The 15310-nt window shown below is 69.7% G+C and carries 12 protein-coding genes; 2 read left to right on the top strand and 10 right to left on the bottom strand.

Annotated features, from left to right (window positions below; genetic code table 11):
* From wsfD to ABD466_RS22425, 10 genes are all read right to left on the bottom strand, one after another.
* Positions 1–1816, bottom strand: a 1816-nt coding sequence (wsfD, locus tag ABD466_RS22380; protein ID WP_344659087.1) for a glycan biosynthesis hexose transferase WsfD, incomplete at its 3' end; no start/stop codon positions are given.
* A gap of 177 nt (positions 1817–1993) precedes the next feature.
* The gene (locus tag ABD466_RS22385; RefSeq protein WP_344659088.1) at positions 1994–3439 is read right to left on the bottom strand and encodes a lipopolysaccharide biosynthesis protein; all 1446 of its coding nucleotides are present in this window, start codon (positions 3437–3439) and stop codon (positions 1994–1996) included.
* 13 nt (positions 3440–3452) lie between these two features.
* Complete coding sequence (gene glf, locus ABD466_RS22390) at positions 3453–4634, bottom strand: UDP-galactopyranose mutase (RefSeq protein WP_344659089.1); 1182 nt, start codon at positions 4632–4634, stop codon at positions 3453–3455.
* Complete coding sequence (locus ABD466_RS22395) at positions 4631–5563, bottom strand: glycosyltransferase family 2 protein (RefSeq protein ID WP_344659090.1); 933 nt, start codon at positions 5561–5563, stop codon at positions 4631–4633. The genes glf and ABD466_RS22395 overlap by 4 nt, the downstream gene beginning before the upstream one ends.
* A 230-nt stretch (positions 5564–5793) precedes the next feature.
* Complete coding sequence (gene galE / locus ABD466_RS22400; RefSeq protein ID WP_344659091.1) at positions 5794–6753, bottom strand: UDP-glucose 4-epimerase GalE; 960 nt, start codon at positions 6751–6753, stop codon at positions 5794–5796.
* On the bottom strand, positions 6750–7172 hold the full coding sequence (locus ABD466_RS22405) for a DUF2304 domain-containing protein (protein ID WP_344659092.1): 423 nt from the start codon (positions 7170–7172) through the stop codon (positions 6750–6752). Before ABD466_RS22405 ends, galE begins: the two co-directional genes overlap by 4 nt.
* 5 nt (positions 7173–7177) lie before the next feature.
* Positions 7178–7864, bottom strand: coding sequence for a glycosyltransferase family 2 protein (locus ABD466_RS22410; protein WP_344659093.1), 687 nt, complete (start codon positions 7862–7864; stop codon positions 7178–7180).
* A 229-nt stretch (positions 7865–8093) separates the two neighbouring features.
* Complete coding sequence (locus ABD466_RS22415; RefSeq protein WP_344659094.1) at positions 8094–9128, bottom strand: NAD-dependent epimerase/dehydratase family protein; 1035 nt, start codon at positions 9126–9128, stop codon at positions 8094–8096.
* A gap of 18 nt (positions 9129–9146) precedes the next feature.
* Positions 9147–9893: a glycosyltransferase family 2 protein gene (locus tag ABD466_RS22420; protein WP_344659095.1), complete on the bottom strand. Its 747-nt coding sequence runs from the start codon at positions 9891–9893 to the stop codon at positions 9147–9149.
* On the bottom strand, positions 9890–11104 hold the full coding sequence (locus tag ABD466_RS22425; RefSeq protein WP_344659096.1) for a nucleotide sugar dehydrogenase: 1215 nt from the start codon (positions 11102–11104) through the stop codon (positions 9890–9892). Before ABD466_RS22425 ends, ABD466_RS22420 begins: the two co-directional genes overlap by 4 nt.
* Positions 11105–11465: 361 nt before the next feature.
* Here ABD466_RS22425 and ABD466_RS22430 point away from each other — a divergent pair, with 361 nt between their 5' ends.
* Both ABD466_RS22430 and ABD466_RS22435 read left to right on the top strand, forming a co-directional pair.
* Positions 11466–13031 (top strand): hypothetical protein, encoded by a 1566-nt coding sequence (locus ABD466_RS22430; protein ID WP_344659097.1) that lies wholly within the window; start codon positions 11466–11468, stop codon positions 13029–13031.
* 67 nt (positions 13032–13098) lie between these two features.
* Positions 13099–15183 (top strand): hypothetical protein, encoded by a 2085-nt coding sequence (locus tag ABD466_RS22435; RefSeq protein WP_344659098.1) that lies wholly within the window; start codon positions 13099–13101, stop codon positions 15181–15183.
* Positions 15184–15310: the final 127 nt, after the last annotated feature.

Genomic DNA, 15310 nt, shown 5'->3' on the forward strand with positions numbered 1-15310 from the left:
CGATCTTCTCCAGGTTCTCCGACTCGTTGTACGTCGGGATGATCACCAGGACGCTGAGGTTCTTGTCTGTGGACGCAGATGTCACGTCGGCTTCGCTCTTTCTGGTCTGGTCGGGGACGGCGCCCGCGTCGGCGGCGGCGGCCGGCTCGGGACGGAGTCGGGCGGTCGCCACGGCGGTGACGACGGCCACCACCGACGCGAAGATGGAGAGGTTCAGGTGCTTGCTGGTGTCGATGCCGTCGAAGTACGCCCCAGCCCCGAACTGCAGGATCGCCACGGACGTCAGGAAGAGCGTGGTCCAGGCGAGCGCCTTGCGCTCGCCGGCGGCCCGTTCCCGGCGGCGGGCCAGCAGCCGGACCGCCACCGCCGCCGGCAGCAGCCAGAGCAGCAGCAGGGGGATCAGGCCGGTGTCGCGGAACAGGCCGAGCGTGCTGGTCACCGGAGTGAACCGCTTGTCGACCTGGTTGGGGTTGTTCTGGATCTTGCCGGCCTGGACGGCCTTCTGGTCGACCTGGGCGTAGTTGCCCAGCGGGATGGCTTGGTTGTCGTGCGTGACCCAGCAGGACCCGGTGTAGGTGGGGCGGACGTAGAAGAAGGCGTTGGCCGCGTCGTTGGCGACACGGATCGCCCGGTCCGGGTGCGTCAGCAGGAACTTGGACGTGTTCCCGGTCGACATCGCCTTCTCCAGCGCCGGCTCGGCCGCCTTGTCCCGGGCCACGTACTTGACGCTGTCCGGTTTCGAGTCGTACTGGCCGGTGCTCTGGACGCTGATGTAGAACGGCTGGCACCACGCGGTGCGTCCGACCTGCGCCTGGTAGTAGAACGGGACGCCGAGCGCCTTCATGTCCGCGGCCGGGTCCGGGCTCACGTACAGCAGCTCGTTGAACAGGAAGTCGGCCTTGGTCTGCAGCGTGAAGTGCGGGTCCTGCCTGGGCGTGAACGCGTAGGAGCCGGCCAGCAGCACCACCAGCGCTCCGACCGGGATCACCCGGGCCCCGATCCGGCCCCGCAGGAACGCCACCCGGATCGGGAAGGCGAGCATCAGCAGCGCCAGCGGTGCGATCAGCACCAGCATCTGGGCCTTGGACGTGGTCAGGAACAGGCCCGCGCCCAGGGCCAGTGCCAAGCCCGCCCAGCGGGACCGGCCCTCCCGGAACAGCAGCAGCAGGGCCGGCAGCAGGAACAGCAGGCCGATGACCGCCGAGATCTCGCTCAGCGGGGAGGCGGCGAAATCGATGAAGCTGGCGTCGGCCACCACCACGAGCAGCGCGCCGCACAGGAGGTAGCGGAACAGGCGGCGGGTGCGCAGCACCGCGAACAGCAGGCCGATCGCGATGCCGATGAGTACGCAGGCCACCGCGGCCATCACCCGGAGGTCGAGGGCGGTGTCGCCGAACTGGTTCTTCAGGCCCAGCCACCTGGTCAGCTGGTTCCCGACGTTCAGGAGCAGCAGCTGGCTGGAGGAGTACGCCGGGTGCGGCAGGTCCACCCCGAAATAGTTGTCGGTCGCGCAGTTGTAGCCCGACTTGTGGATGTACTGCCAGGTCACCCACATCCGCATGGAGTCGGTGTTGGCCACCGACTTCAGGCTCAGGTGGCACAGCAGCCGGCTGCCGTCGTAGTTGTCGGCCACGCCGACCGGGGCCGGGAACATCAGCCGCGCGAACAGCAGTACGGCCGCGCCGAACGCCACGGAAACCGGCTCCACGAAGCCCCGGGACAGCAGGGTTCGTATTCGACCTGTTCGACCGGACGGGCCGGCGGGCGCGACCGCGGTGGTCGCCGTGCCTGCCGTCTCCTGGCTCGCAGTGGACAAGGGAACCTCTTCGGGGCCTGCGCTGGTCAGCTTTCCGGGGCGAAAGGGGCGCGCCGTCATCGGCGGCGACGAGAGCGCGCCAGTAGACCATACCCGGTCGTCACCGTGGAGGATCCCACAGCCCAGATGGGCGGCGCGCCAGTCATGAGCACTCTGTCACCTACCGCTATACCCTGATCACGCATCGACAGCCCGAGTCTCCAGCAGTGTCGGGCCGGCGCCGGCGCCGGACGCCGTGGCTCCGGCGGTCGGGGCGGCGACGCCCCGCATGACGCCCAGACCCATCATCGCGGCCACCACCGCGGGTCCGGCCACCGATCCGGCGACGGCCGCCGACACCGCGCCCGCCGGCCACACCAGGACCACCGTCATCACGGCGGCCCCGGTGCCCCAGGCGAGCGGGACCAGGCGCTGCCGTCCCAGGCCGACCAGCGCCGGCTGCAACACGCTGACGGCCATGATGCCGCCGGTGCCCGCGCCCATCACGGCCAGTGACCACGCGGAGATGCCGTGCGCGTGGAAGAAGGTGGAAAGCACCCACGGTCCGAGCGCCGCCAGGCCGACCGCGGTGGCCAGGGACAGGCTCAGCATCGCCGCCACGCCGGCCAGCACCGTGGTGCGCACCTGGTGGGTGTCGCCCCGGGCGCCGGCCGAGGTCAGGCGGGGCAGCAGGAACGCGGTGACCGGGCCGGTCAGCAGCACCGGGATCCGGGTGAGGCTCGCGGCCTGCACGAACGCGGCGGCCGTGCCCGAGGCGTGGCTGAGCCGCGAGCTGGCGACCAGGGCCGGCAGGTTGGCCACGAGCTGCGTCAGCAGGCCCGCGCCGACCAGGAAGAGGAGGCTGGCCGAGACCCAGCGGGCGAGGCCGGCGGCGGGGGCGGCATCGGTGGAGTTTCCGCCTCCGGCACCGATACCGGCAGTGGCAGTGGCAGTGGCAGTGGCACCGGCAGAGCCTTCGGCACCGACGCGGCCGGACGCGACCGGAGCGCCACCGTCACCGAGCGCCTGCCGCAGGAACGGCCGCAGCCGCCAGAACCCGACCGAGGCGGCGAACAGCAGCCCCAGCGCGTAGACGTAGCTGTACGACAGCATCGAGCCCGCGCCGGCCGCGGCCAGCGCCAAGCACGGCAACAGCCGGGTCCCGCCCTCGGCGAGCAGCGTCAGCCCGTAGTTGCCGAACTGCTGGGTGCCGCCGAGCAGCCCCCGGGCGCAATACGACAGCGACGCCGTGCAGGTGCCCAGGAACACCGCGCCGATCAGCGGCCACTCGCCGTGCAGCGGACCGGCCACCAGCAGCGGCGAGAGCGCCGCGATCAGCAGCAGACAAGCCGCCAGCAGCAGCGCGGTCTGCCGGAACGCCCGGCGGACCACCGGCTGGAGCGGCGAGCCGGTGGCCGAGGCGTGGCTGACCGAGCGGCTCACCTCCTGCTCCAGGCCGATGAAGATGCCCTGGCCGACAGTGTTGACGACCACGTAGAAGGAGGCCGTGGCCGCTTTGTGGCGGTCCGGCAGCGTTCCGGCGAGCGACAGGAACTCGTAGCCGGCGACGGCGACCAGGACGAGCGAGCCGCTCATGGCCACGGTCGGGCTGGTCAGCAGCCGGCGTATCGCGGTGGGGTTCACGCGCCGGGCCGCCTCAGTCCGCCAGTCCGGCCTTGAGTGGCGCGCCCTCGGTGAAGTACGGCGTCAGCCGGTTGTCCACCAGGCTCAGCGCCGAGCCGATCGCCATGTGCATGTCCAGGTACTGGTACGTGCCCAGCCGGCCGCCGAACAGCACGTCGGCCTCCCGGTCCGCCAGCTCCCGGTAGGCCAGCAGCTTGCGCCGGTCCTCGGGGGTGTTGATCGGGTAGTACGGCTCGTCGCCGGGGCCGGCGAAGCGCGAGTACTCGCGGACGATCACCGTCTTGTCCGCCGGGCTCTCGCGCTCCGGGTGGAAGTGCTTGAACTCGTGGATCCGGGTGTAGGGCACGTCCTCGTCGGCGTAGTTCATCACCGAGGTGCCCTGGAAGTTGCCGACCGGCAGCACCTCCTGGACGAAGTCCAGGGTGCGCCAGCCCAGCTCGCCCTCGGAGTGGTCGAAGTACCGGTCCAGCGGCCCGGTGTAGACGATCGGGGTCCCGGCCGGGATCTGGTCGCGCACCTCGAAGAAGTCGGTGTCCAGCCGCACCTCGATGTTCGGGTGGTCGGCCATCTTCTCCAGCCACGCGGTGTAGCCGTCGACCGGCAGGCCCTCGTAGGTGTCGTTGAAGTACCGGTTGTCGAACGTGTACCGGACCGGCAACCGGGTGATCACCTCGGCCGGCAGCTCGGTCGGGTCGGTCTGCCACTGCTTCTTGGTGTAGCCGCGGATGAACGCCTCGTAGAGGGAGCGGCCGATCAGCGAGATCGCCTTCTCCTCCAGGTTCGCGGCGTGCGCCGAGTCGATCTCCTTGGCCTCGTCGGCGATCAGCTCGCGGGCCTCGTCCGGGGTCAGCGCGCGGCCGAAGTACTCGCTGATGGTGCCCAGGTTCACCGGCAGCGGGTAGACCCGGCCGGAGAAGATCGACCACACGGTGTGGCGGTAGCCGGTGAAGGCGGTGAACTGGTTCACGTAGTCCCACACCCGTTTGTTGGAGGTGTGGAACAGGTGCGCGCCGTAGCGGTGCACCTCGATGCCGGTCTGCGGCTCGCGCTCGGAGTAGGCGTTGCCGCCGAGGTGGTCGCGCCGGTCCAGCACCACGACCCGCCTGCCCAGCTGCGAGGCCACCCGCTCGGCCACGGTCAGGCCGAAGAACCCGGAGCCGACGACGACCAGGTCGGCTTCGAAGGCGGTGGTCACGAGTTCTCCTTGGAAGTCGAGGGCTTGGCCGGGCCGAAGGCGTGGCGGGCCAGGTTCTTGATGCCGGCGGTGTGCTTCTTCTTGATGGCGGCCGGCAGGAAGGTGGCGGCGTTCAGCCGCGAGGAGATGTGCCGGCGCCCGGCCTTGGCCGCCTTGTGCCAGCCCAGGGCCTCCATCTCGCCGGCCATCGTGAGGAAGTAGTCACGCTCCTCGACGAACCGGGTGCCCTCCAGGGCGCGCCAGGAGGAGTCGCTGGCGCTGTGCCGCCGGTACTCGAAGCACACCGTGGGGTCGACCACCATCGAGCCCCCGGACTTCACCAGGTCCAGCAGCAGCGCCAGGTCCTGCACCACGTTCAGGCCCTGGCGGAAGCCGATCTTCGTGACCCGCTCGCGGCTGAAGCACAGCGAGGGGAAGTAGGTCCAGTTGCTCGCCAGCAGGCTGGCGGCCAGCTCCTCGCCGGAGAGCCGGGTGGGCTCGGCCACCTTCGGCATGTAGATGCGCTGCTTGGCGGTGTCCACCAGCGGCCGCACCGGGGTGTTGTGCTCGTCGATGACCTGCACGCCGGGCTGTACCACGGCGGCGTCCGGGAAGGTCCGGTAGGCGGACAGGACCACGTCCACGTAGTTGGGCCGGTACAGGTCGTCGGCACCCATGATGGCGACCAGGTCGTACTCGGCCAGGCCCAGGCACTTGCGGAAGTTGCCGTTCGCCCCCAGGTTCTTCTCGTTGCGCTCGTAGCGCACCCGCTCGTCCTTCTCGGCGAGCTCGGCGAAGTACCCCGGAATCGTCTCGTCGGGGTATCCGTCGTCGACGACCGTGAGCCGCCAGTTCGGATTGTTCTGCTTCAACACACTCTGCACGGTCTGCTTCAGCAACCCGGGATCGCCGTAGAAGGGCACGAATATGTCGACTTCGTCTGCGGACATGGTGTCACTTTCGGTGGGGGGCTGCCGGTCTGTCCGGCCGGGCTGGAGGCGGGGGCCCGGAGCGGCGAACATATTACCCGTCAGGATCGGCGGCCCGGGGCGGATGCGTGTGCTTCTCCTCGCTCGGGAAGTGCCGAGCCGACGTGGATCCGGTTGCCGGTGATCGCGAGAGCTCACGCGGGGTGGCGGGAATCCGCCACCCCGGTGAAGGCTGGGTCGCTCCGGCGGTCTCAGCGGGTCCAGGAGGCCCAGGCCGACTCGACCATGTCCCGCACGTCCAGCCGCGCCGACCAGCCCAGCTCGGCCCGGATCAGGTCGGCGGCGGCCACCGAGCGTGCGGGGTCTCCGGGCCGCCGGGCCTCGACGACGCCGCGCAGTTCCGGGTCGCCGACCACCGCGCCGACGGTCGCGATGATCTCGCGGACCGACACGCCCACACCGCGCCCGGCGTTCACCACCAGCGCGGTGGCCGGGTCCGCCGCCAGGCGCCGGACCGCGGCCACGTGGGCCTCCGCGAGGTCGGAGACGTGGATGTAGTCGCGGATGCACGTGCCGTCGGGTGTCGGGTAGTCGTCACCGAACACGCGCGGGGGCAGGCCGGCGGCGATGCGCTCGAAGACCATCGGGATCAGGTTGGCCGCGCCGCGGTCGCCGAGCTCCGGCGTGGCGGCGCCCGCGACGTTGAAATAGCGGATGCTGACGTGCGCGAACCCGTGGGCGGCGGCGGCCGCGGCGATCATCTGTTCGCCGACCAGCTTGGTCAGGCCGTACGGGCTCAGCGGCACGCACGGTGTCCGCTCGGTCACCCGGTCCACGTCCGGCATGCCGTAGACGGCGGCGCTGGAGGAGAAGACCAGCGCACCGACGCCGTGGTCGGCGATCGCGGTCAGCAGGACCCGCAGCCCCTCGACGTTCTCGTGGAAGTAGCGCAGCGGCTCGGCGACCGACTCGTCGACCCGCTTCTTGCCGGCCAGGTGGACCACGCCGCGCACGCCGTGCTCGGCGATCGCGGCGTCCAGCACCGCGCGGTCCAGGACCGAGCCGACGACCAGCGGCACGCCGTCCGGGACCCGCTCCTTGAGGCCGGTGGACAGGTCGTCGAGCACGACGACGCTCCGGCCGTCGGCCCGCAGTGCCGCCACGACGTGGGCCCCGATGTAGCCCGCGCCGCCGGTGACGAGCCACGTCATCGGGGCAGACCCCCGGAGAGCACGGAGGGCTGCTCGGACGGGTCGGGCTTCCGGGGCTGCGGGGCGTGCCCGGCCGGCAGCGCCCGCTCGTCCGGAGTCTGCGCGTTGCTCAGCGCGATGCTCCGGGCCAGATCGGTGAACCGCCGCTCCAGGTTGCGGAAGCGCAGGAAGGTGTTGACGGAGAAGAACGCGAAGGCCACCACCAACAGATACAGCAACAAGTCCGCGCCACGGCCGACCCCGACCTTGTGCGCCAGCCATGTCGTGTCGTCCGGGCGCAGCACCGCGTCCAGGTTGACGAACAGGAAGACCACGAAGCCTATGCGCTTGAAGGCCTGCGTCCGCACCGAGTGCGAGCTGCGCACGAAGAAGGCGAACAGCACCAGCGCCGTGGCTATCAGGACGATCTGGATGACCATGTGTCTCACGCCCCCCGCTGCCGGATCGACAGGTCGAACAATATGTTGACGCCGTTGATCAGCGACTGGCCCTTGGACCGCGAGTACTCGGTGTACAGGATCGTCACCGGCACCTCCCTCACCTTCAGCCCGGAGCGGGCCAGGAAGCCCACGATCTCCGAGGCGTGCGCCATGCCGTTCATGGTGATCCGCAGCTTCGAGGCGGCCTCCCGGTTCAGCACCCGCAGGCCGTTGTGCGCGTCGCTGAGCTTCAGCTTGCGCGCGGTCGGACTCAGCGCCACCACGGTGCGCAGCACGACCCGCTTCAGCAGCGGTATCTGCTCGTTCTGCTGCAGGAACCGCGAACCGAGCACCACGTCGGCGCCCTCGGACCGGGCCACCGCGAGCATCGCCTCGGCGTCCTCCACCCGGTGCTGGCCGTCGGCGTCGAAGGTCACCAGGTACCGCATGCCCGGCTGGGCCAGCGCGTAGGAGATGCCGGTCTGCAGCGCCGCGCCCTGCCCCAGGTTCACCGGGTGCCGCACCAGGTGCGCCCCGGTCCCGGCGATGCGGGCGGCGGAGTCGTCGCGGCTGCCGTCGTCGACGCACACGATGTTCGGGAACGTCTCGCGCGTGCGCTCGACGACGTCGCCGATCACGGCTCCCTCGTTGTAGACCGGTATCACGATCCACACGTCGTCGTAGTCGGTCATCGCCGCGCACCTCCTTCAGGTTCTGGTCGGTTCGGTTCCCCGTGGCGTCGCCGTCCGGTACGGGGGCGACGGTCGACATGCTACTTAAGAGGACGGCCGCCCAACGGGCTCCGGTCGGCAGGCCTCCGGGTCGTCGCGGCGGCGACCGGGCGGTGTCCCCATCGCACGACGCGCCGCCCCCGGAGACCTGGCTCCGGGAGCGGCGCGCGGTGCGTCGCGGTGCGGACGGCTAGATCGTGCCGTTCTCCACCGCGGTCACGATCCACGGGATGACCTCGTCCAGCATGGTCTCCAGCGAGGTGGTGGCCTCGAAGCCGAGGATCTCCTTCGCCTTGTCGGTGGACGGCACGCGGCGCTGCACGTCGTACTCGAACGGGTCGTCGGAGACCAGGGTCATCGGGACGTCCGGGCCCTTGATCTTGGTCCAGATCGCCTGCGCCAGCTCGGCCACCGAGTGCCCGGCCGGGGTGGACAGGTTGAAGTCGTCGTTCAGCGCGTCCGGGTGCGACATCGCGGTCACGATGCCGCGCGCCAGGTCGCCGCCGTAGGTGTAGTGGCGGATCTGCTCGCCGGTGCCCAGGATGTGCAGCGGGTCCTGGCCCTTGACGATCTTCTGGACCAGGTCCGGCACCACGTGGCTCATCGCCAGCTTCACGTTGCCGGACAGGATCTCCTCGTCGCCCAGCGCGCGGGACTCGCCGATGCCGACGCAGTTGAACGGCCGCACGATGGTGTACGGCAGCTTGTACTGGTCCCACGCGGCCCGCGCGAAGTACTCCACGGCCAGCTTCTGGAAGCCGTAGGAGGACAGCGGCGGGGCCACCCGGCGCTCGGAGCCCTCCACCGAGGGCCACTCGGTCGCCGACTCGAACACCATCGAGGACGACATGTACGTGACCTTCTTCAGGCGGCCGGTGCCGCCGGCGTGCGCGGCGATGGCCGCGTCGCAGGAGGACGCCATGATCCGCTCGTTGGTCGCGAGCAGGTCGTACGCGTAGGTGTGGAAGTAGGAGATGCCGCCGATCAGCGCCGCGCCCGCGATGAAGTGGTCGCAGTCCGAGAGCAGCTCGGTCATCAGGGGCGTGTCGCGGACGTCACCCTCGTGGAAGGTGTAGTCCGGGTGGTCGTCGTACGACTTCACGATCTTGCCGTACTTCGAGTAGTTGTCGATGCCGACGACCTTGTAGCCGCGCGAGAGCAACTCCTCGACGACGTAGCCGCCGATGAAGCCGGCCGAGCCGGAGACGAGGACTTTCTCAGACATGGTTTCGCTTTCTGCAGGTCAGTGCTTGGTCTTGGAACGGAGCTGCTCGACGGTCAGCGGCTTGCCGAAGGCGAACCGGTACCAGCGCAGGTACTTCGGCAGCCACTTGCGCAGCTGGAAGTTGGAGTCGCCCTCGGTGCGGTCCAGCCAGATGGTCGGGATCTCGGCGACCGGGCGGCGCAGCCGGCGGGCCTTGGCGGCCAGCTCGATCCCGATCTCGAAGCCGTCCCGGGACTCGATGCCGACCTCCCGGACGAAGTCCGTGGAGTAGGCCTTGAAGGAGTTGGTCGCGTCCCGGGTGCCGACCCGGGCGAACCAGGCCAGCGAGCGGCCGGCGGTGCCGGACATCAGGCCCTTGAGCAGCGGGCCGCCCACCTGCTGGCCGCCGGCCATGTAGCGCGAGGCGGCCGCCACGGCGACCCCCCGCTCCACCAGCCGGGCCAGGTCGTCGATCTGCCGCGGGTCGTCGCAGCCGTCGGCCATGGTGACCACCGCCGCCGGGCTCTTGGCGTTGTCGATGCCGTACCGGATGGCGTTGGCCGGTCCCCGGCCGTAGGTGTTGACCAGGATCTTCAGCCGCGGCTCGGCCTCGGCGTAGCGCTCTATGACCGGCACCGTGAGGTCGTCGGCGCTGTCCACCACGACCAGGACTTCGCACGGCAGCGTGACCGCCTCGAAGAGCCGGTCCAGGACCGGCAGGATGTGCTCGCCTTCGTTGTAGGCGGGGATGACCACCGAGACCTTCGGGTTCGGTGCAGGTGTCATATCCGTACTCCGTTGCCGAGGATGTTCCAGATGTCGGCCACCGGAACCTCGGAGCGCAGGTCGCGGTACTCCGGGTGCGGGGCGCCGATGATCAGCAGGTCGGCCTTCTCGAGCACTTCCTCCAGGCTGACCAGCGAGGCGTCCGTGGTCACCAGCGGGTCGGTGCACAGCACCGCTCCGGCCTTGAACTTCAGGATCCGCTTGAGCTTGTAGGACAGCGAGGAGCGGATGTCGTCCGAGCCGCCCTTGAAGGCCATGCCGAGGATGCCCACGGTCATGTTCTTCAGGTCGTACTGCGAGTCCAGCCGGTCCACAACATACAGCGGCAGGCCCTCGTTCGTGGTCATCGCCGCGTAACCGAGCGTGAAGTTGTTGTTGTGGAACGCGGCCAGCTGCATCGCGTCCTTGAACAGGCACGGCCCGGCGGCGAACCCGGCACCGGGCATGTCGGCGGCCCGCGGGTAGTCCTGGGACAGGCCCTGCCGGATGCGCTCGAAGTCCAGGCCGCGGTCGTTGGCCATCATGTAGAACTGGTTCACCGCGGCGAACTTGATGTAGCGCCAGGTGTTGGTGAACAGCTTGGCCAGCTCGGCCTCTTCCGGGCTGAGCGGCACGATCTTGTCGGTCAGCGTGCCGAACAGCGTGGCGGCCCGCCGCTGCGAGCGCTCGGTGCGGCCGGAGACGATCTGCGGCAGCTCGAACAGCTCGGTCATGGCCTTGCCCTCGGCGATCCGCTCGGGGCAGAAGGCCACGTCCACGTCCACGCCCAGGCGGGCTATCATCCGCTCGACCAGCTCGGTGACCCCGGGGTACACGGTCGAGCGCAGGATCAGGATCTGGCCGTCGCGCAGGTACGGCGCGCAGGTCTCCAGCGCCCGCGGGATCGCGGTCTGGTCCGGGTTCAGGTGCTCGTCCACCGGCGTGCCGATGACGACGATCACATGTTCGGCGGCACCGACCGAGGCCGGGTCGGTGGAGGCGGTCAGCCGGCCGTCGGCGACCACGCGCTTGAGGACCGGCAGGGCGCCCGGCTCGTCGAACGGCAGACGGGCGTCGTTCACGGCGGCGACGGCGTCGGCGCTCACGTCGTAGACGTGCACCGCCGAACCGCGGTCCGCGAGGGCGATGGCCAGCGGGAGGCCGACGTGGCCACCCCCGCCGATGACGACGACGTCGCGCTCGAAAGCGCTCGAGGAAGTGGAATCAGGCATCGATGTCATTCCTGGAATGGCCAAGGGCAGGCTGGATGTTCGACTGCGGCACTCTACATGGCGCTAGACCGCAATGAGGCCACTGGTCGCGAAGCTGTGGCCCGGTGCCGTGCCGGTCGAAGGGCGGCATCGCTTTTTGTCCGGTTTCGTCCACTGCGAATGGCGTAGGAAGCCCTCGGCCTGGGCCGGAGCCGTGACGACTGCCTGATAGTCTGCCGCAGATCGCCGTACGGGCGGCCGGGGGGACTGCCGAAGCCCGTTTTCGTCAAGGAGTGTCATGGCGCCGCGTGTGGAAACCGCGACCAGCACCGCTATATCAGACCCGGTCGCCGGTGTCCGGCGGATACCGGGGGAGTCGTCCATGACGACCGTCGCCCGGCGCCTGGACTCGGTACGGATGGCGGTTTCCCGCCACACCACCGACCGAACGGTGCTGTGGGTGCCCTTCGCCGTGCTCGCGGCCGTGCTCATCGCGCGCAACGGCTGGGTGTTCTCGCGGTCTGTCCACGAATACGGCGACGAGGCCCTGAACTCGATCCTGGCCCGCCAGGGCAAGCACCTGTCGCTGCTGTTCGGCAACTACTCGCGGGTCGGCTTCCACCACCCGGGCCCGGCGTTCATATACCTGCTCACCGCCGGCGAACTGCTCTTCCGGGACCTGCTGCCGATCACGCCGCGGCCGTACAACGCGCAGTTCCTCGGCGCGTTGCTCTTCGAGTCCTTCATCCTGGCGCTGAGCGTCCGCGTGGTGTGGCGGCAGCTGCGCTCGCCGGCCGTGGCGCTGCTGGTGGCGGCCGTGCCCTTCGTGTTCCTGGCGTATCAGACGTCGGTCAGCGGCAACGACATGATCGCGTCGACCTGGATGCCGTACCTCTACATGCCGCCGACCATGCTGCTGCTGGTGTCCGGGGCGTCGGTGACCACCGGGAGCCTGCGCGAACTGCCGTACATGGTGTTCGCCGGGCTGCTGCTGGTGCACGGCCACGTGTCCTTCTTCGTCATCGTGGGCGGCATCGTGGCGACCACCCTGGCCGTGCCGCTGCTGCGCCGCTGGCGTACCCGGCGGCCGCAGTTCCGGGTCGAGCGGCGGCCGCTGGTCATCTCCGGAGCCTGGGCGGCGCTGTTCGCGGCGCCGATCCTGGCCGATCTGATCCTGCACTGGCCCGGCGAGTTCAAGAAGTACATCGACTACAGCACCTCGTCCAAGGCGGGCCACCACACGCTCAAGCAGGCGGTCGAGTACATGGACGCCTACTGGTGGCACGGCTCGCACCCGTTCTATGTCTTCGTCGCGGTGGTGCTGACCGCCGCGGTCTGCGCCTGGACCTTCCCGGACCCCGACGTGCGGCGCTATTTCGTCGGCGTCGTGATCCTCAGCTGCGCGGCGTCGGCCCTGATGGTCTACTACGCCCTGCGTGGTATCGACGACATCACGCAGACGTACATCGGCCTGTGGTCGAGCATGACGGTGCCGCTGCTGCTGATCGTCATCGGCGTGCGGCTGTGGGTGGCGTGCACGGCCACTCCGAGCGCGCTGCCCCGAGGCGCGATCGTGGCGGCGGTGCTGGCGGCCGGCGTCGCGGCGGCGACCGTCCCGCAGATCACCAGCAACTACAACCCCGACCCGGACGTCGCCCAGGTGCTGTCCGGCCTCGAGCAGCGGGCGGCCGGGCGGATGCTGACGATCGACGTCGGCCCGAACATCGGTCCGGACGTCCCGGGCGTGGTGTTGGAGGCGGCGCGGCGCGGCCAGCCGGTGTGCCTCACCGACCCGGCGCAGGCGCTGTTCGTCACGTCGAAGTACGTGTGCTCCGGTCAGCAGCGGCATGAGGGATACCTGGTGTACGCCCGGCAGCCGGCGAAGATGGGGCAGAACCCCACTGCCCTGTCGGTCCTGGGCCAGACGGAGTTCTCCGCCCGCATCTGACCCGGGCTACGATCCCTCAAATCTCCGACCGCACGCTCGTGCCCTGCCAAGCCCCCGAGAGGACACCATGAGCGAAATAGCCGTGAAACGGCTCGACCAGGATGCCGGCGACGCCCCCGACGGAGAGGCCGCGGCGACAGGCCCGACGCTCGTCCACCGGGCCATCACCCTGATCGCGGCCTCTGGCGTCTTCTGGGCCGTCTTCCAGATCTTCCCGTTCCAGTCCGCGGTTCCCGCCACCGGTGTGTACGTGGCCCTCGGCGCGGTCGCCGCGCTGGGCGTCGCGGTCACGTCGATGGCCGCGAAGGACGTGCGGACCCTGAACCGGGCGAACCACATCCTGGTGGCCACCGCCGCGTTCGGCATCATCTGCTACGCGGTCGGGATCATCGTCTCGGGCATCTCCTACGGCACGGACGAGGAGATCTTCGTCCAGTGGTCGGCGCACCTGCTGGGCCAGGGCAAGAACCCGTACGGGGCGGACCTGACTCCGGCGTTCCACCACTACGCGATGTCGAGCCAGTTCTACACGAAGCTGCTCGACGGCACCTACACCCACGGCCTGGACTACCCGGCCGTCCCGGTGCTGTTGAGCTGGGCCGGGAACAGCGTCCTGCACGACTACCACACCGTCGCCTTCGTCTGCTCCGGCGCGCTGGTGGCGGCGCTGCTCGTGGCCTACAAGCTGCTGCCGCGCGACTACCGTGGCGTGGCCACCATCATCTGCGTCGGCTACCCGATCCTGATGGACCACGCGCGCGGCGGCATCGTCGGCATCATCATGCTGCCGTTCCTGATGGTGGCGGTGGCCGGCTGGGAGCGCATCGGCCGCGGCGGCCGGCTGGACCGGCGGGCCTGGATCGCCGCCGTGTGCTTCGGGTTCGCGCTGTCGGTGCAGCAGCTGTCCTGGATGCTCGCGCCGTTCTTCGTGACCGCGATCTTCCTGGTGCGCTGGCCCGAGCTCGGGGCGAAGGCGGCGCTGCGGGTCACCGCGCTGTTCTCGGTGATCTCGGTCGCCACCATGCTGGTGATCAACTCGCCGTTCATCATCTGGAACCCGGGCTCCTGGCTGGCCGGCGTGACCGAGCCGCTGCGGCAGAAGGCGATCGCCGAGGGCGAGGGCCTGGTCGACATCCCGATCAGCCTGCACTTCGGCACCGGCGATCTGGGCATGTACTCGCTCGGGGGCGCCGCGGTCTACGCCGGGTTCTTCGTCATCTTCGTGCTCTACTTCGACAAGTTCCGCCCGGCGTGGGTGGTGGCTCCGGCCATGGCGCTGGTGTTCCAGGGCCGTCCGCTCATCGAGTACTTCGCGATCCCGGCGCTGGTGTGGGCGGTCGTGCTGCTGACCGCTGACAAGGACCAGGAGGACTCGCCGCGGCCCTGGCCGCTGCTGGCCGCCCGGCGCCGCCTGTGGATCAGCGGGGCGGCGCTGCTGCCCGCGACCGGTCTGTGGGTGCTGGGCCTGACGTCGCCGCAGCCGCTGAGCCTGAAGATCGTCAAGGTGGCCACCAACGGGCCCCTGAACCAGATCGACCAGATCACGGTGCAGGTGAAGAACAAGACCGGCGACGCGATCAACCCGCACTTCATGATGACCAACGGCTACTCCACCTCGTTCTGGAACGAGGTCTCCGGGCCGGAGAAGGTCCCGGCGCACGGCAGCGCCGAGTTCGTCATCTCCACTCCCGGCATGGGCTCCAGCCCCGGCGTCGGCGGCGACTTCACCCTGGCCGCCGTCTCCGACGTCCCGGCCTCGGTGAGCTACGCGCCCAAGACCGCGATCGCCCGGTACAGCACCAGCTTCCTGGACGACCTGGGCCGGAAGTACGCGGCGGGCGACACCGCGGTGGTGGACGTGCAGCTGCGCGACCGGCACAGCCGGCCGTCGAAGACCAAGGGCGTGCAGGTCATGCTCAACCAGGTGGACTTCAGCGCCAGCGGCATCACCGGCAGCAACCTGAGCATCAACGGCGGCCCCGCGGGCAACCCCGCGATCGCGCTGACCGACTCCGAGGGCGTCGCGCACTTCCTGGTGAAGAAGGGCAACGACAACCCGACGGGCCTGGTGCACCTGCAGGCCTGGATCCGCCAGTCGGGCTCGATCCCGACCTACGGTTACAGTGCGTTCCTGACGCAGCAGTGGCCGTGACCTGCTAGGACGGTGGCGGGGTGGTCACTCGGCAGGCCTGGTGACAACCCCGCCCCCCGCGAGGTACCGTCACTTCTACGGCCGAGCGCACTCCGCGCCCGACCACCTTTCCAACTCGGATCGTCCG

Source organism: Catenulispora subtropica (assembly GCF_039531675.1).
GTDB lineage: Bacteria > Actinomycetota > Actinomycetes > Streptomycetales > Catenulisporaceae > Catenulispora > Catenulispora subtropica.